Origin of the sequence: Kribbella jiaozuonensis (genome assembly GCF_005233875.1) — a bacterium.
GTDB lineage: Bacteria > Actinomycetota > Actinomycetes > Propionibacteriales > Kribbellaceae > Kribbella > Kribbella jiaozuonensis.
This window is the reverse complement of record NZ_SZPZ01000003.1, coordinates 1292492-1308315: the sequence shown is the minus strand read 5'-3', so window position 1 is coordinate 1308315 and position 15824 is coordinate 1292492. Positions and strand designations below refer to the sequence as shown.

Here is a 15824-nt window from a genome sequence, read left to right as displayed (position 1 = left end):
CGGCCGGACACCACCGGACACAACACGAGAGCCCCTGGTCTGCGTTTCCGCAGGTCAGGGGCTCTTTTCTCGCGTGTGGCGGGTGCAGGGTTCGAACCTGCGTAGGCATACGCCGACAGATTTACAGTCTGCTCCCTTTGGCCGCTCGGGCAACCCGCCAGGGTGCTGCCGGTTCGTGAACCGGCGTGGGAGACGATACAACAGGTAGTGGCCCTGACAGCAAATCGGAAAGGATGTGCCCATGGCTTCGGAGTCCTCCTTCGACATCGTGAACAAGGTGGACCGTCAGGAGGTGGACAACGCCGTGAACCAGGCGGCGAAGGAGATCAGCCAGCGGTTCGACTTCAAGAACGTGGACGCCGGGATCAAGTGGTCCGGCGAGGCGATCGACATGCAGGCGAACACCGAGGAGCGGGTGAGCGCCGTACTGGATGTGTTCAAGGACAAGCTGGTCAAGCGGCAGATCTCGCTCAAGGGGCTGGACGCGGACGAGCCGAAGCTGTCCGGGAAGATCTACAAGATCACCGCGACGATCGACGCCGGCATCACCCAGGAGAACGCGAAGAAGCTCTCCAAGCTGATCCGCGACGAGGGCCCGAAGGGCGTGAAGGCGCAGATCCAGGGCGAGGAGCTCCGCGTCTCCAGCAAGAGCCGCGACGACCTCCAGGCGGTGCAGGCCCTGATCAAGGGCCAGGAGCTCGACTTCGCGGTGCAGTTCGTCAACTACCGCTGACCCGGACGCCCGGTAATCGGCTCGCTCCGAGGGCGGTTGCCGGGCATGCTGGCGGGCGTGGGTGAGACGTTGCTGCGGAAGTGGTTACTGGCGGACTTCGGGCTCGAGGTGGTCGAGCTCACACCGGTCGTGTACGGCGCTGACGTCGCCGCGCAGGTGTGGAAGGCCGCTACGGCGACCAACACGTACGCCGTGAAGTGGAGCGCCGCCGGGACCAATACCGGCCATCAGGTGGCGGCGTTCCTGGCGGACAGCGGCCTGCCCGGCGTACCGGAGCTGATCCGGACCACGGAGGGCGGGCTGTGGTCCGTCCACGCAAAGAAGCGGCTGACGATCACGCCGTGGATCGACGGGGTCCGTGCGGCGCAGAGCGGGCTGACGGACGAGCAGTGGTCGGAGTACGGCGTACTCATCCGGCGGGTGCATGATTCGGAACCCCCGCACCGGCTGCGGGACGCGTTGCCGAAGCACAGCCACATCGACGTACGGATGCCGGCCATCGCGCAGGAGGTCGACAAGCGCCTCGAGACACCCGACGGGGAGGTCGAGGAGGAGCTGGCGGCGGTGTGGAAGCAGTACGACGACGTCATCGCCGACCTGCGCACCAACCGCCCGCCGGCGCCGTCCGGCCCGCGGGTGATCTGCCATGGCGACCCGCACCTCGGCAACGTACTGGTCGACGAGCACCTCCACCTCATCGACTGGGACGACGTCATCTTCGCGCCCCGCGAGCAGGACCTGATGTTCATGCTCGGCGGCATGGGCGACGTCGGCCCCACCACCTCCACCCAGCGCGAGGCCTTCCTCGCCGGCTACGGTCCCCACACCCTCGACGATGACGCCATCCATTACTACCGCCACGTCAGAGCCTTCGAGGACGTCATCAGCTGGTCCCACCAAGCCATCACCGGACCGGACGAGTCCTACGCGCTGACCGTGGTCAAGGGCATCCTCAACCACGGCCTGGCTGCGTTGGCGGTCAGTGCCGAGCGCTGATCCAGCCGACGACCTGCGTGCCCAGTGCATCGCCGTCCACCATCGAGTGACGGAAGTGCAGCCCTGAGACGATCCGAGCTTCTCGTACGTCGGCCCTCACCGCGGACAGGTTCGGATAGACGCGCGTGGTGCCGGTGACCAGGCTGGACATCGACAGGCGCACGTGTGAGGTGTGGAAGAACGCCTGCAACGCACCTGCCACTCCAGCGGTGAAGCAGGCATGGCCGGAGGGGTACTCCGGGTGATTGACGTTCAGCAGCGACTGCCAGCCCGGATCGGCGTGCGTACGCGGGTTGCCGTCCGTGTTGGCGCGCTGGATCGCGTGGACCGGCCGCCACGACAGGTAGTGGAACTTGGCGTCCCAGCAGGCGATCACCGAGTCACCGGCCGACACATGCACCAGGGCGAGCATCCGCGCAGCCGCAGCCATTGAGAGGTGCCGGTCAGCCGCCAACTGCAGCAGCGCCCGACTCCACTGTTGTGCGGTCTGCTCCGACCAGAACATCGCGGTCTCGGTCTGCTTCGCCGTACGGGTTGTACTGTCCGCCCGGCCGAGCGAAGCGACCTCAGCCACGTCCCGTGCGTACCGCTTGCTCGTCAGCGCATCCGGCCCGTCCGGACGGAACTGCGCCCGATACCGCAGCGCCAGCGGCCGGACCTGCGTCAGCACAATATCCGCCGGCGGAGTAGGCAGCGTCGGCTCCCACACCCCCGGCCCCGGCGTCCGCTGCACATAGGGCACGGTGTTGCCCAGCCCATCCCCCGCACGCCACGCCAGTACGGCGGCCGCCACCGACCGCCCCAGAACCACCCCGCGATCCTTCGCCGACCCAGACGGCACCCGCGCCAGATAGTCGGCGTACGTCGAATCCAACCCAGCTGCATTAGGCACGCGAGCCCGCAGTACGTCGTACGCCGCTGTAGCAACCGCCGCCGCAGGAGACGCCCGATGATCCGGCCGTACGGCGAACTTGAACGGCCGACCGTACCCGAGCCCAGCCACGGTATCCGCGATCGCAACGTGCACGATCCCGAGCAACACCTCCGAGCTGGCCGGCGGACGCCCGGCCACGATCGCCTGCGTCGCGTACCGACTCCAATCCAGCACCGGCGCGGCATCGCTCACACCGGCCGTACTCGGCGGCGGCGACAATCCGACCCCGGTCAGAACCAACGATCCAGTCAGCAGCAACGCAAGCCGGCGAGTCAGCAGTTTCACGGTCGTTCCTTCCCGAGAACGGGCGGCGCGATGCCGCCCCCCATCCACCGTCGCCGCGCCGGGTCCGCGCGTGCCATACGCAGTTCGACGTATTGCCCGGTAGCGGATCGGGCCTAGGCTGAATTCAGGGGGAGGGCAGTCATGGAGCAATTGACCGTCACCGAACGCGATCTGCGCCGCATGCTCGACGTCGTCGATCACCAGCGATGGGACAGCGCCGGCCAGGAGTTCCCGCGGGACGTACTTCGCGCGCTCCACGAGCTGATCCCCGCCGACGACGTCACGTTCCAGGTGAGCCGGCCGCACGACCGCGTCTTCGTCGGTCTGGAGGAGCTGACCAGCGTGCCTCCGGGGCTGGACGACGACTGCGACGAGCTGTTCTGGCAGTTGTTCTGGCGGCACAAGACGTGCAGCCGGCCCCAGCGGACCGGTGACCACGAAAGCGTCTGGATGACGTCCGACTACCTGTCCATGCGTCAACTGGTGAACAGCGAGGCGGGCCTGTGGGACCGGATGAACGGAGTACGCAGCGAGATCGTGGTGCCACTCCCGGAGCACGACGGCGAGGACCGCCGGATGCTCCTGTTCCGGACCACCGGGCCCGGTTTCTCCGAGCGTGAGCGGTTGATGCTTCAGCTGCTCCGGCCGCACCTGGTCGAGATCCGTCGCGATCTGGAGCGCCGCCGCGCCGGCATCCCCGAGCTGACCAGCCGCCAGTGGGAGTTGCTACGCCTGGTCGCCGCCGGGCACACCAACACGCAGATCGCCCGTCGGCTGTTCGTTGCCGAGGGCACCGTTCGCAAGCACCTGGAGAACATCTACGAGCGCCTCGGCGTGAACAGCCGAACCGCGGCCGTCGCTACGGCGTTCCCGGTCGCCGTCTCGGCCTAGGCGTGCCGCATCCAGACGTTCGGTTCGACGTACGTCCCGAGGTCGGCCTCGCGGTCGATGGTCAAAGTCGTCAGGCCCGCCGGAATCGTGTAGGTGCCGGTCGACGGGAACAGCATCTTGGTCCACTTCTCCCAGTCCGCGACCGTGCCGGTCATCGTCTGGGAGGCGGGGGCCGGTGCCAGCAAGGTGGCGCCCAGGCGGACGTGCGTGCGCAGCCACGGGTCCAGCGGGAGGCCGTCGTCACGAGTCCAGTGCATGAAGGTCTCGATCGGAGTGAGTGGATAGCTCGACTTCAGGGTCGGGCGGACGGGCGCGATCACCTGGCCGAGCCCCCGGGCGATCGCCCGCTCGCGGACGGCGGTGATGACACGGCCCGCGTGGCCCTGGCCCTGTTCGTCGGAGCGTACGGCGGCCGCCATCAGCACGAACGTGTTCGGTACGACGCCCTGCTCGTACGACGTCACCGACCGCGCCAGCGAGTCCGTGAACCCGCCGGGCAGATCGCCGACCGTCCCGTCCCACGCGATCGGCACACCCCAGCAGCCCCCGATCAGCCGCTCGTCCGACACCAGGTAGAACTCCCAGTCCGGGAAGTACTGCACCCGCCGATCCCGGTACGGCGTGACGCCTTCGTCGTGGAAGATGAACTCCGGCCACTCCTCGACGAAGCGCCGCTCGGCCTCTTCGTCGTACTGCGGGCCGTCGGCGGCCGGGATCAGTTCATACATGCTCGGAACGCTAGCCCGCTGCTCCGACCCCGGCTACCGCATTACGCACCCCGCGCGGCGATGCGCCGAGCTCCCGGCGACAGGTCTTGTTGAACGCCTGCAGGTCGGGGACTCCGACCGAGGCGGCCACCGCGGGGATGGACAGCGTGGACGAGACCAGGAGGTGGCGAGCTCGGTTCATCCGGCGGGTGCGGATGTAGGCGATCACCGTCTGACCGGTCTCCTGCTGGAAGAGACGGGTGAGGTGGTTGTGCGAGACGCCGGCCAGCCGGGCCAGCGCGGGCACGGTCAGGGGTTGGGCGAGGTTCGCCTCGATGTAGGCGATGGCTGCGGCGACAGCCGGGTGTCCGGTCTCGGTTGTGGCCGGCGTGAGTTCGGCGATGCGCCAGAGAGCGGTCCAGACCTCGGCGGTGGTACGGCCGGAGCCGGACGGGGAGGACTCGATGGCGGACCGCAGCAGCGTGGAGAGCAAAGGCGCGATCGCGGTGGCGTCCTGCACGGCGGGGACGTGTGACGGCGAGCCGGACGCACGCGGCCGGAAGTGTGCGTAGAGGTGTTCCGAACGGCCCAGGTAGTCGAACTGCACCGAGGCACCGGCAGGTGTGATCGAGACATAGCCAGGAGCCACGGTGTAGGCGGTCCCGTCCAGCGTGAGCTCGGCTGTGTAGTTGTACAGGTGCAGCTGCCAGAGGTCCGGCAGGCGGAAGACGTCCCTGCGCTTGCGCACGCCGTGGATCCCCGCACCGACGTTCAGCACCTCGGGCGGAGTTGCCAGCTGCAGTTCGATCATGGTGAGAAATTACCACTAGTGGTGATCACAGCCCACGCGAGACAACGCTGTCCAAACTTACGCTGGAGGAGTAGTAACCACTATCCACCAGGGAGTCTTGATGCCCCATCCGCATCGCAAGCACCTGCTCACCTCGGTACAGATGGCGCATTTCGTGGCCACCGGCGCGCTCCGGATGGATGCCGTCGTACCGGACGACATGAACCAGCAGGCGATCGAGGTCCTGAAGAACGGCATCCCGGGGGTTCCGTACGGCACCCCGTTGTCGGAGGCGTTCGCGGACAGCGAGTTCGTCGAGCGACTGGTCCAGTTGCCCGAGGTCGCCGGCGCCATCCACAGCCTGGTTGGTCCCGAGCCGACCGTCGATCACCACGCCGTCCACATCCGCAAGGCGCACGAGGGCGAGGCGCAGAACCTGCACGGTGACGCGATCATCGACGTCCGCACCGACGCGTTCGACGTACAACTCATGTACTACCCGCAGGACGTGACGCTCGAGATGGGCGGCACGCTCAGCGTTCCCGGCAGCCACCTGCGCCGGACCAACGAGTCCGACACCGGCCGCTACCAGAACCTGCTCGGCCAGACCCGTCTGGTCTGCCCGGCCGGCACCGTCCAGTTCCTGCACCACGGGATCTGGCACGGCGGTCGCAAGAACGACAGCGACCTGGACCGCTACATGTTCAAGATCCGGTTCAACCCGACCGTCCGGCAGGTCCGGCTCTGGAACACCGACGACCTGTACGACGACGCTGTCGCGGCCGAGCTCGAGCAGAACTTCCCGTGGTACGAGAACGCGACCGGGCGGCTGGAGCGGTACAACCGCATCCTGCTGTGGCGCGCGATCAGCGGCGACGACACGTACGACCCGAACTACTGGGTCACGCGCGTCTCGAACCGGCCGCAGCGTGTCGTGACGGACCGCGCCAACAACCCGCACGCCAAGGTCAAGAGGGAGATGGTATGACCGCCACAGCAGAGACCCCGGTCCAGACTGGTCTGCGCCAGCAGGTGCTGGTGCTCTACCTGGCCTCCTCCGCGCTGGACGCGCGCGTGGTCGGCTGGTCGACGTACGACGGCACGGGCGAGACGCACCCCACCACGGGTGACAGCGACGAGCCGCCGTACACGACCGGACTGGACGCGCTCAAGGACGGCTGGCGGCTGTTCCAGGCGTCGCAGCTGAACCCGCCGTACCCGGGTCACGAGTACGACGTGTCGTTCCTCAAGCACGAGTTCTTCTTCGAGAAGCTCGTCTAGGTCTAGACAGGCAGGATGCACACCGGCTTCGGCCAGCTGACCGGCTCACCCGCAGCGGTCAGCTTGCCGTCGTCGATGCTGAACGTCGCGATCTGGTCCGAGCGCTCGTTCGCGGCGTACAGCGTCTGTCCGTCGTTGCTGAAGGCAAGGTGTCGCGGCCAGTCGCCGCCGGAGCCGATGGTCTGTACCAGCTCGACGGACAGACCATCGGCCGCCGTCGCGAACACCGCGATCGTGTTGTCGCCGCGGTTCGAGCCGTAGAGGAACCGGCCGTCGGCGGAGATCAGCAGCTCGGCCGGGTAGTTCTCGCCCGGCGAGTCGGCGGGCCGGGTCGAGACGGTCTGCACCGTCTGCAGCTTCCCGTCCGCGTAGCTGCAGACGGTCAGCGTCGAGTCGAGTTCGTTGATCACGTACGCCGCGCCCGCCGTCGGGTGGAACACCATGTGCCGCGGCCCGGCGCCGGGGTGGATGTGGAGCTGGTCGACCTCCTCCAGCTGCCCGTCCTCGGTCAGTGTGGACGTGTAGACCGTGTCGGAGCCGAGGTCGATGTCGAACACGTACGCACCGGCCGGGTCGAACGCGATCTGGTGCGCGTGCGGCCCTTCCTGGCGGTCGGCGTTCGGTCCGGTGCCGGAGCGCTGGATGAAGTACGCCGTCTCGCCGAGCGAGCCGTCCTCGTTGATCGGGTGTACGGCGACCGAGCCCGATGTGTAGTTGGCCGAGAGCACGAACCGGCCGGACGGGTCGATGTCCACGTGACACGGGTGTACGCCGCCGGTCGGCTGCTGGTTGAGCAGCTCGAGCCCGCCGTCCGGCTGGATGGCGAACGCCGCGATCCGGCCGTTGTCCTCCTCGTCGGTCGAGTAGAGGAACCGCCCGTCCGCGGACCTGACCAGGAACGACGGATCGGCGATCGTCGCCACCGTCGCGATCCCGTCCAGCGGCCCGAACGCGATCCCGTCCCCACCGCCGGCCTGACTGGTGTAGCTCCCGACATAGATCCGCTCAGAAGTCATGAGCCCTACCCTGCCAGGTCATCGGGCGACGGGCACTCCCCTGTCCAAACCGTAGAGCGCCGAGCCCCAGCCGAGGTCGGGGACCAGCACCTGCCATCCCAACCGTCGGTACAGCCGCGGTGCCGGACGGTCATCGGAGTACGTCGTCAGCAACGCCTTCTCATGCGGCAGACCCGACATCAATGCCGTCATCAGCGCGGTGCCGAGACCGTTGCGCTGGGCATCGGGGTGGACGGCGAGCTCGACCACCTCGAAGTGCCCGCCGATCCACTCGTCGGCCAGCTCAGCAGACACAGCCTCGGCGATCCGGTCCGGCCACCACTGCCCGCGCCGCCCGGTGAACCCGTAGGCGAATCCCACCACGCGACCGTCCAGCCGTGCGGCGACCAATCTGAAGTCCTCGCGGTCAGCGTGGGTCGGGAGCTGCTCAGTCGCGAACCGGTCGGCGTCCGCGGGCTCCTCGCCGTACGATCCGAAGGCCGCGACGAAGATCTCACCGAGCTCCGGGCCGATGGCAAGCGCTGCATCTCGGTCGAGGGTGTCGATCACCTCGCCTAGCCCAAGGCGCATGGATACCACGGCGTTCCTGCAGCGGATCGGGGTCGGCGAGTACGACGGGCCGCCGCGGCTGGAGGCGTTGACGCGACTGCACGAAGCGTTCGTGGATCGGGTGCCGTACGAGTCGATTCAGTACCAGCTGACGCCGGGCGGCCCGCTGGAGCCGGAGGACGTGGTGAAGCGGATGATCGCGCGTGAGGCCGGCGGGTACTGCTTCCAGATGAACGGGTCGTTCGCGCTGCTGCTCACGGAGCTCGGTTATCGCGTGCAGATGCACCGCGGCGGCGTACAGACGGCCAACCGCCCAGGCGGCGTCGACGCCAGTCACATGGTCCTCACCGTCACCGGGCTGCTTGAAGATCCCGACCGCGTCTGGCTGGTCGACGTGGGCCTCGGCGACGGCCTACGTCACCCGATGCCACTCGAAGTCGGCGAGGTCCGCCAGCACCCGTTCACCCTGCGCCTCCGCCCATCAGACCTGACCAACGGCTGGCGCCTCGACCACGATCCCCGCGCGAACCTCATCGGCATGGACTTCGAGTCGGCATCCGTCGGCCTCGACGCGTTCACCGCCCAGCACGCCCGTCTGTCGACGGATCCCACGTCCCCGTTCGTCCGACTCGCCTCCGCCTTCCGCCGTACGCCGAAGTCCGTCGTCGTACTCCGCTCCATCGGCCTGAGCGAAACCTCCGCCGACCGAGTGGACAACACCCTCCTCGAAACGCCGGCCGACTACTTCACCGCACTCGCCGACGTCTTCCACCTCCCCCTCCCCCACTACACACAATCCGACCGCGCCCAACTCTGGCGCCGAGTGTGGTCCCAGTACGAAGACTTCCTCGCACGGACTACTCCGTCGTGACGGACAGCACCGCATCCTCACCGTCGTAGGCCTTCAGGTTCGCGTCGTACATCACGCCGCCGGGCTCGTCCGACCAGCCTGCTCCGCCCGAGCCGTCAAGGTGGAAGTCGTAGCAGTCGAGCGGGTTGTCCTGCCTGCACGACAGCATGTGCACAGCACCGTTCGTGACGGTGAAGTCGAAGGGCAGGTTGCCGATGGTGATCTTCGCGGACCGGTGCAGCAGGACCTCGCAGTGGCCGTCGCGGCAGGCCTCGTAGTTCGTACCGTCGGCCGGTTGATAGATCGGCAGCTTGGTGGGCGGCGGGGTCGTGCGCCGGGGCGACGCGGTCGCGATCGCGATCGGCGTACGGAATCGCGTGGGTGTTGGAGTGCCGATCGTGCGGATCGCCACGACAGCTGTGTCACCTTCGTGGAACGTCACCTCGAGAGCGGGCTCGGCACCTGTGAAGCCGCCCAAAGGGGCGGGACCGCCGATACCTGACACGTGCAGGAAGCCGCCGCCACCGCGTTCGTCGAAGGAGCCTTCGGCGACGGTGAAGGTGAACAGCACGGTGTAGACGGCGATCACGGCGGAGCCGCGGATCAGCACCTCGCAGTTGCCGTCGGCACAGGCCTTGTAGTTCTGCCCGTCCTTCGCCGCAGGAGCAATCGCCGGGGTGGAGGTCCGCGCCACCGGCGTCGCCGGAACGGACTCGACCTGCACTGGTGTCGGGCGGCTCGCGGACGTGCCCGAACTTCCGCATCCCACCAGGGCCCCCAGCGCCAACAGAACTACCAGAAGTCGCGCGCTCACCCGCCGAAGGTTAGCCGGTCAGGTGGCCAGGGCGAACAGGATGCTGGGGAGGACTGAGACTACGGCGGTGAGGGCGGCGAAGAGGGAGATCATGGCGACGGCGGGGGTTTCGATGTCTACCGAGAACGGGTCGTCGGCGGGGAGGCGGAAGAGTTCGGCGATCCAGCGGAGGTAGACGGCCAGGCCGATCATCACGTTGAGGGCCATCACGATCGCCAGCCAGCCGAGGTGTGCGTCGATGACGGCCTGGAAGGCGGCGAACTTGGTGAACAGGCCCGCGAGACCCGGCGGCAAACCGGCCAGGACAACCAGGAAGAAGATCAGCGCCGCGGCGAGACCGGGCTCGGAGCGGACCATGCCGCGGTAGTCGGTCAGCAGCCCGCCGGGGCGGTGGCGCTGGACGACGGCGACCGCCCCGAACGCGCCGAGCGTGACCACGACGTACGCCGCCAAGTACCCGACGACCGCCTGCGCATCGCCGACCGCCAACGGCGCGAGCAGGAAGCCGACCTGGCCGATCGACGACCACGCGAGGAGCCGGACCGCCTCGACCTGACGCAGCGCGGCGAGGTTGCCGACCGTCATCGTCAGCGCCGCGAGGATCGCGATCACCGTGCGCAGATGCGAGCCGTCCGGCGCGATCCCGGCCGTCACCAGCACGAGCAGCCCGGCGACCCCGGCCGACTTCGAGACGACGGCGAGGAACGTGGTGACCTCGATCGGCGCCCCGACGTACGTGTCCGGCAACCAGGCGTGGAACGGCACCGCCGCGATCTTGAACGCGAACCCGACGATCACGAACAGCCCGGCCGCGAACGCCACCCGCCCGAGGTCAGGGTCGAGACCGGTCAGCCGGTTCGCGATCGTGGTCAGGTACAGCGAGCCGGTCACGCCGTACAGATAAGACACTCCGAAGAGCATCACTGCAGTCGACAGCACCGACACCAGGAACGCCTTCATCGCGCCCTCGGAGCCGCGCCGGTCCCGCCGCAGTCCGACCATCGCGAAGCTCGGCAGCGACACCACCTCGAGCGCGATCACCAGCGTCGCGAGATCCCGCGCGCCGGCCAGCACGGTCGCGCCGGTCAGCGCGCTCAGCAGCAGGAAGTGGTACTCCCCGATCGGAACATCCGAGGCCAACAGCCGGTACGTCGACAAGCCCACCACACCGAGCCCGCCGACCAGCAGCACCGCCCACAACCCGGCCGTCAACGGCTCGAACACGAAGCTGCACTCCGCCGGCCCCTCGACCGCCGGCCGGCAGAAGGCAGGCTTGAACCCGCCCCGCTGCGCCCATACGAACACGAGCCCGAACAGCAGCACCGCACTCGTCAGCAGCGTGACGACGGTATGCCGCAGCTCAGCCGACGCACTCTTCCAGAAGCTGTCGATCAGCAGCACCGCAACCGCACCGATCGCCAGCACCAGCGGTACGGCGATCGCCTGCCAATCGGTCCACGTCAGCGTCATAGGAACGTCCACTGGTTGAGCAACGTGAAGGGCCACAGACCGAGGAACACCGTGAGCACGACCAACGGCGCGAACGTCACGAACTCGATCCGGCTCAGGTCGACGGCGAACGCGGCCGGCGGATTCTCGGCGGGATCACCCTGGCACAGCTCGCGGATCAGCCGGAGGAAGTACGCGGCGGTCAGTACGGTGCCCAGCCCGGCGATCACCATCAGCACGATGAAAGTAGCCCGCGGCAACCAATCGGCCGGGTGATACGCACCGAGCAGGACCAGCATCTCGCCCCAGAACCCAGCCAGCCCGGGCAACCCGAGCGACGCGAGGCAGGCGTAGGTGAGCAGCCCGCTGATCCGCGGCAACCGCGCGTACAGCGCCCGGCCGATCGCGCGCAGGTCGCTGGTGTCGTGCCGGTCCTTGATCGCCCCGGCCAGGAAGAACAGCAGGCCGGTGATGATGCCGTGGGCAAGGTTCGCGTACAGCGCGCCGTTCAGTCCCTCCGGCGACATCGTCGCGATGCCGAGCCCGATGAAGCCCATGTGCCCGACGCTCGAGTACGCGATCAGCCGCTTCACATCGGTCTGCGCCAGGCAGGCCAACGATCCGGCGATGATGGCGACAACCGAGAACCCGGCCAGGTACGGCGCGATGGTGGCCGTCGCGTCAGGCAGGACCGGCAACAGGATCCGGATCATCCCGTAGCTGCCCAGCTTCAGCAGTACGCCGGCCAGCAGCACCGAGCCGACCGTCGGCGCCTTGGCATGGGCGTCGGGCAACCAGATGTGCAACGGCCACAGCGGCATCTTCACCGCGAGCCCGACGGCGATCAGGATCGCGGCGGCCAGCGGAACGCCGTGCCCGCCCTTGACCGGATGCTGCCCGAGGAACACCAGGTCGAACGTGCCCGCGTGCCGATGGATGAGCAGGAAGCCCAACAGCATCAGCGCCGAGCCGAACACCGTCATCAAGATGAACGTGGTCGCCGCGCGCCGACGCCCGGCCCGGTCGTGGTCGTCACCCCAGATGTCGATCACGAGCCACATCGGGATGAGGACGATCTCGAAGAAGACGAAGAACAGCACGAGGTCGGAGGCGGAGAAGGTGCCGATCACGCCGGTCTCGATCACGAGCAGCAACGCGATCAGCGAGCGGGTCCGACCGATGCGTGGGGTGATCTTCAGCGAGTAAACGCAGCAGAGGAAGACGAGCAGCGTCGTCAACGCGATCAGCGGGATCGAGATCGTGTCGACGGCGAGGTGGAAGCGCACATCGAGCGACGGGATCCATGGCGTGTTGATGTCGACGTACGGCGTCAGCTTGCCGGGCACCGTCCTTGGCAGCGGGCCGAAGACGGCTTCAGCTGTACACGGGCAGTGCGGCCGCCGCATGTCCCACCACAGGACGATCGACGCGACCAGCAGGACCCCGGACACGATCGTCCCGACGAGCGCCGCGATGCGATCGGCAGTCACCACGGGCAGCGCCCACAGCACCACAGCGGTCAGCGTCGGTACCGCGATCAGGGCGATCAGCAACGAGTCCCTCACGAGCCGATCACCCCCGCCAGGATCGCGAGCGCGACTGCACCGATCACGGCCGCGGTCAGGTACGTCTGCACGTTCCCCGTCTGCAGCTTCCGGAACCCCTGCGAAGCCAGCACGCCGGCGCGTCCGGTCGCCCGTACGTAAGCGCCGATGACATCCCGATCGTTGCCGACCGCGAGCTTTGCCAGCCATTGCACCGGTACGACGAAGAGCCGCTGGTACGCCGGATCCACGCCGTACTCGCGCTCCAGCACGACCGGTCGCGGATCAGCGCCCCGATGCCAGAGCGAGTACGCCGCGAGGCCGCCGAGCAATGCGAGCACGGTCGTGATGGCGGCGATCGCCCAGTTGAGGTGCACGCCGTCCGTGTAGCCCAGCCCGATCGCGCCGACGGCCAGCAGCACCATCGGCGTGAGCATCACCCACGAACCGTCGCGCAGCTTGTTCGCGTCCGGCTCGTCGAGATCCGCCATCGGGTCATCGCCTTCGAACGCGCCGACCGCGCCCGCGAGGGCCGGAGTACGGAAGAACACCCACAGCCACAGGCGGACGCAGTAGAACGCAGTCATCGCCGCGGTCAGGCAAACCGACACGAGCACAATCCAGCCCACCGTCGAACCGTCCCGGGCCTGCTCCCAGGCGGCTTCGACCACCGAGTCCTTCGAGAAGAAGCCTGCGAACCCAGGTACGCCGGCCAGCGCGGCGAGCCCGATCGTCATCGTCACGAACGTCACCCGCAACTGCTTCCGCGAAGCGCCGCGGCGGGTGTAACGGCGCAGTACGACGAACGCCGCGCTGCCGACCTGATGCAGGAGCACGCCGGCGCAGAGGAAGAGCAGACCCTTGAACGCCGCGTGCGTCAGCAGGTGGAAGAGCGCCGCGCGGCGACCGTCGTGCGTACCGAGCGACAGCCCGGCGAACATGATCGCCAACTGGCTCACGGTCGACCAGGCGAGCACCCGCTTCACTTCCACCGCCGCCATCGCGCAGGACGCTGCGAACAGCATCGTCACGCAGGCAACGACGGCCAGCACCGTCAGCGTGGTCTGGGCCTCGACGAAGACGTTGTACAGCCGGGCGATCAGGAAGACACCAGCGGCAACCATCGTCGCCGCGTGGATCAGGGCACTGACCGGGCTCGGGCCGGGCATCGCGTCGGGGAGCCAGGTCTGCAGCGGGACCTGCGCGGACTTGCCGATGACGCCGACCAGCAGCAGGATCGTGCCGATCGTCAACGTGTGCGGCTCGATCGGGCTGGTGCCGAGCTCGGAGATCCGGAAGCTGTGGTACCCGACGCCCAGCACGAAGATCCCGAACAGAAACCCGACGTCGCCGAGCCGGGTCATCAGGAACGCCTTCATCGCACCGGCCCGCGCGTCGCGGCGCTCCCAGTAGTGACCGATCAGCAGGTACGAGCAGGCGCCCATCACCTCCCAACCGATCAGCAGGAGGAACAGGTTGTCCGAGATCACCACCGTCACCATCGCCGCGGTGAACAGCGTGACGAGAGCCGTGTACGACGCGATGCGCTCGCGGACGTACCCGATCGAGTAGATCTGGACGCAGGCGGACACGACCCCGACGACGGCGAGCATGAGTACGGTCAGGCCGTCGGTGCGGAACTCGTACGAGAACCAGAAGTCCTCGCCGATCATGGCTCCGCCGGCCATGGTCTGCTGCGGGTCAACGCCGTACAGGAGGGCCGCGGCCAGCACGACGAGGAGCGAGAAGCCGACGCCGACCACCCGCCAGGCGGTGGCGATCACGTGGCTCGCTCCTCTTCCACCACTTGTTCTGCCAGGTCACGTGCGGCATCTGCGTCGACGTGGCCCTGGCCGCGGAACAGCAGCAGCACGATCGCCAGCCCGAGACCGATCTCGGCCGCGGCCAGCGTGATCACGAAGACCGCCAGCGTCTGACCGGTGGCCTCGTTGATCCGCCACGCGTCGAACGCGACCAGGTTGAGGTTGACCGCGTTCAGCATCAGCTCGAACGACATCAGCAGGGTGATCAGGTTGCGGCGCGCGAGAACGCCGTACACCCCGATGCAGAACAGCGCGACGGCCAGCAGCAGCGGGAGGATCAACGGCACGTCAGTCCTCCTTCTTCCGCTGGGACAGGGCGATCGCGCCGATCAGCGCGGCCAGCAGGAGAACCGAGAGAACTTCGAACGGCAGCACCCAGGTCTTGAAGACCTGCGTACCCACGGCCTGTGCGGATCCGTCCGCGACCGGCTTGATCTTCTCGTTGCCAAAGGCAAGAACCACGCCGGTGCCGAGGAGTACCGCGAGCACACCGGCGACGACGGCGGCGAACGGACTGCGGCCGGTGGTCAGGCTGGGCAGCGGGTTGGTCGGCGCTTTGGTCAACATCAGGGAGAACAGCACGAGTACGACGATCGCGCCGACGTACACCAGGATCTGCACCAGCGCGACGAACTCGGCATGCAGTACGCCGAAGCAGCCGGCGATCGCGCCGAGCGCAACGACCAGCCAGAGCGCGGCGTGCACGATCCGCTGGGACGTCACAACCAGGACGGAGGCGATGAGGGCCACCGCGCCCGCAACGCTGAAGAGGAATGTCGTCACGCCTCGTCCTCGGTCGCCGGGCCGGGGTCGATGGGTTGTGGTGCGGGGACGGTCCACATCCAGTCGCGGAGGCGGTCCTTCTCGTGGGTCAGGTTGCGCAGGTCGGTCTCGGCGTACTCGAACTCCGGCGACCAGAACAACGCGTCGAACGGGCAGGCCTCGATGCAGATCCCGCAGTACATGCAGAGGCTGAAGTCGATCGCGAACCGGTCCAGCACGTTCCGGCTGCGCTCGCGCGCCTGCTCACCGACCGACGGCGCGGTCTCGGTGTGCGAGTCGATGTAGATGCACCAGCTCGGGCACTCGCGGGCGCACAGCATGCAGGAGGTGCAGTTCTCCTCCATCAACGCGATCACGCCACGGCTGCGCGGCGGCAGCT

At 67.9% G+C, this 15824-nt stretch carries 17 protein-coding genes, 1 tRNA gene and 1 pseudogene; 6 read left to right on the top strand and 13 right to left on the bottom strand.

Annotated elements, in window-relative coordinates; genetic code table 11:
• Window positions 1–76 precede the first annotated feature (76 nt).
• Window positions 77–159, bottom strand: a tRNA-Tyr gene (locus FDA38_RS26085).
• Between the two features lie 82 nt (window positions 160–241).
• Between FDA38_RS26085 and FDA38_RS26080 the strand changes: the two genes are divergently transcribed.
• On the top strand, window positions 242–733 hold the full coding sequence (locus FDA38_RS26080) for a YajQ family cyclic di-GMP-binding protein (protein WP_137256674.1): 492 nt from the start codon (window positions 242–244) through the stop codon (window positions 731–733).
• Between the two features lie 57 nt (window positions 734–790).
• A complete protein-coding gene (locus FDA38_RS26075; RefSeq protein WP_170989863.1) occupies window positions 791–1729 on the top strand; it encodes a phosphotransferase enzyme family protein in 939 nt (312 codons plus the stop codon).
• Here the strand turns inward: FDA38_RS26075 and FDA38_RS26070 are convergent.
• Window positions 1713–2948 (bottom strand): vanadium-dependent haloperoxidase, encoded by a 1236-nt coding sequence (locus tag FDA38_RS26070; RefSeq protein ID WP_137256672.1) that lies wholly within the window; start codon window positions 2946–2948, stop codon window positions 1713–1715. The two genes, FDA38_RS26075 and FDA38_RS26070, sit on opposite strands and share 17 nt — an antisense overlap.
• Window positions 2949–3089: 141 nt before the next feature.
• Here FDA38_RS26070 and FDA38_RS26065 point away from each other — a divergent pair, with 141 nt between their 5' ends.
• Window positions 3090–3839 carry a helix-turn-helix transcriptional regulator gene (locus FDA38_RS26065; RefSeq protein WP_137256671.1) on the top strand — a complete coding sequence of 250 codons (750 nt, stop codon included), beginning with the start codon at window positions 3090–3092 and terminating at the stop codon, window positions 3837–3839.
• On the opposite strand, the gene FDA38_RS26060 is transcribed toward FDA38_RS26065, so the two are convergent.
• Both FDA38_RS26060 and FDA38_RS26055 read right to left on the bottom strand, forming a co-directional pair.
• Entirely contained in the window at window positions 3836–4567 is a 732-nt protein-coding gene (locus FDA38_RS26060) for a hypothetical protein (RefSeq protein ID WP_137256670.1), read from the bottom strand. The genes FDA38_RS26065 and FDA38_RS26060 overlap by 4 nt on opposite strands.
• 10 nt (window positions 4568–4577) lie before the next feature.
• A complete protein-coding gene (locus FDA38_RS26055) occupies window positions 4578–5357 on the bottom strand; it encodes an AraC family transcriptional regulator (RefSeq protein WP_137256669.1) in 780 nt (259 codons plus the stop codon).
• A 100-nt stretch (window positions 5358–5457) separates the two neighbouring features.
• On the opposite strand from FDA38_RS26055, the gene FDA38_RS26050 reads away from it, so the two are divergent.
• On the top strand, window positions 5458–6324 hold the full coding sequence (locus FDA38_RS26050; RefSeq protein ID WP_170989862.1) for a phytanoyl-CoA dioxygenase family protein: 867 nt from the start codon (window positions 5458–5460) through the stop codon (window positions 6322–6324).
• On the top strand, window positions 6321–6617 hold the full coding sequence (locus tag FDA38_RS26045; protein ID WP_202877811.1) for a hypothetical protein: 297 nt from the start codon (window positions 6321–6323) through the stop codon (window positions 6615–6617). The genes FDA38_RS26050 and FDA38_RS26045 overlap by 4 nt, the downstream gene beginning before the upstream one ends.
• A 2-nt stretch (window positions 6618–6619) precedes the next feature.
• Here the strand turns inward: FDA38_RS26045 and FDA38_RS26040 are convergent, their stop codons facing one another.
• Window positions 6620–7633 carry a lactonase family protein gene (locus tag FDA38_RS26040; protein ID WP_137256668.1) on the bottom strand — a complete coding sequence of 338 codons (1014 nt, stop codon included), beginning with the start codon at window positions 7631–7633 and terminating at the stop codon, window positions 6620–6622.
• Window positions 7634–7651: 18 nt separating this feature from the next.
• Complete coding sequence (locus FDA38_RS26035; protein ID WP_137256667.1) at window positions 7652–8203, bottom strand: GNAT family N-acetyltransferase; 552 nt, start codon at window positions 8201–8203, stop codon at window positions 7652–7654.
• On the opposite strand from FDA38_RS26035, the gene FDA38_RS26030 reads away from it, so the two are divergent.
• The gene (locus FDA38_RS26030; RefSeq protein ID WP_170989861.1) at window positions 8202–9053 is read left to right on the top strand and encodes an arylamine N-acetyltransferase family protein; all 852 of its coding nucleotides are present in this window, start codon (window positions 8202–8204) and stop codon (window positions 9051–9053) included. The genes FDA38_RS26035 and FDA38_RS26030 overlap by 2 nt on opposite strands.
• Here FDA38_RS26030 and FDA38_RS26025 read toward each other — a convergent pair.
• The 7 genes and pseudogenes from FDA38_RS26025 to FDA38_RS43175 form a co-directional block, all read right to left on the bottom strand.
• Window positions 9040–9846: a hypothetical protein gene (locus FDA38_RS26025; RefSeq protein ID WP_137256665.1), complete on the bottom strand. Its 807-nt coding sequence runs from the start codon at window positions 9844–9846 to the stop codon at window positions 9040–9042. The genes FDA38_RS26030 and FDA38_RS26025 overlap by 14 nt on opposite strands.
• Window positions 9847–9864: 18 nt before the next feature.
• Window positions 9865–11316 carry an NADH-quinone oxidoreductase subunit N gene (locus FDA38_RS26020; RefSeq protein ID WP_137256664.1) on the bottom strand — a complete coding sequence of 484 codons (1452 nt, stop codon included), beginning with the start codon at window positions 11314–11316 and terminating at the stop codon, window positions 9865–9867.
• Window positions 11313–12860, bottom strand: coding sequence for a complex I subunit 4 family protein (locus FDA38_RS26015; protein WP_137256663.1), 1548 nt, complete (start codon window positions 12858–12860; stop codon window positions 11313–11315). The genes FDA38_RS26020 and FDA38_RS26015 overlap by 4 nt, the downstream gene beginning before the upstream one ends.
• Window positions 12857–14623 (bottom strand): NADH-quinone oxidoreductase subunit 5 family protein, encoded by a 1767-nt coding sequence (locus tag FDA38_RS26010; RefSeq protein WP_137256662.1) that lies wholly within the window; start codon window positions 14621–14623, stop codon window positions 12857–12859. The genes FDA38_RS26015 and FDA38_RS26010 overlap by 4 nt, the downstream gene beginning before the upstream one ends.
• The gene (gene nuoK, locus FDA38_RS26005; protein ID WP_137256661.1) at window positions 14620–14949 is read right to left on the bottom strand and encodes an NADH-quinone oxidoreductase subunit NuoK; all 330 of its coding nucleotides are present in this window, start codon (window positions 14947–14949) and stop codon (window positions 14620–14622) included. Before nuoK ends, FDA38_RS26010 begins: the two co-directional genes overlap by 4 nt.
• A gap of 1 nt (window position 14950) precedes the next feature.
• The gene (locus tag FDA38_RS26000; RefSeq protein WP_137256660.1) at window positions 14951–15445 is read right to left on the bottom strand and encodes an NADH-quinone oxidoreductase subunit J family protein; all 495 of its coding nucleotides are present in this window, start codon (window positions 15443–15445) and stop codon (window positions 14951–14953) included.
• A 128-nt stretch (window positions 15446–15573) separates the two neighbouring features.
• Window positions 15574–15789, bottom strand: a pseudogene (locus FDA38_RS43175) (4Fe-4S binding protein); the annotation flags it as partial.
• Window positions 15790–15824 lie beyond the last annotated feature (35 nt).

Bases quoted from the DNA above. Each gene is read 5' to 3' on its own strand.
- FDA38_RS26065 (WP_137256671.1), top strand. From the start codon at position 3,090: ATGGAGCAATTGACCGTCACCGAACGCGATCTGCGCCGCATGCTCGAC.
- FDA38_RS26045 (WP_202877811.1), top strand. From the start codon at position 6,321: ATGACCGCCACAGCAGAGACCCCGGTCCAGACTGGTCTGCGCCAGCAG.
- FDA38_RS26080 (WP_137256674.1), top strand. From the start codon at position 242: ATGGCTTCGGAGTCCTCCTTCGACATCGTGAACAAGGTGGACCGTCAG.
- FDA38_RS26050 (WP_170989862.1), top strand. From the start codon at position 5,458: ATGCCCCATCCGCATCGCAAGCACCTGCTCACCTCGGTACAGATGGCG.
- FDA38_RS26020 (WP_137256664.1), bottom strand. From the start codon at position 11,316: ATGACGCTGACGTGGACCGATTGGCAGGCGATCGCCGTACCGCTGGTG.
- FDA38_RS26060 (WP_137256670.1), bottom strand. From the start codon at position 4,567: ATGTATGAACTGATCCCGGCCGCCGACGGCCCGCAGTACGACGAAGAG.
- FDA38_RS26030 (WP_170989861.1), top strand. From the start codon at position 8,202: ATGGATACCACGGCGTTCCTGCAGCGGATCGGGGTCGGCGAGTACGAC.
- FDA38_RS26055 (WP_137256669.1), bottom strand. From the start codon at position 5,357: ATGATCGAACTGCAGCTGGCAACTCCGCCCGAGGTGCTGAACGTCGGT.
- FDA38_RS26035 (WP_137256667.1), bottom strand. From the start codon at position 8,203: ATGCGCCTTGGGCTAGGCGAGGTGATCGACACCCTCGACCGAGATGCA.
- FDA38_RS26040 (WP_137256668.1), bottom strand. From the start codon at position 7,633: ATGACTTCTGAGCGGATCTATGTCGGGAGCTACACCAGTCAGGCCGGC.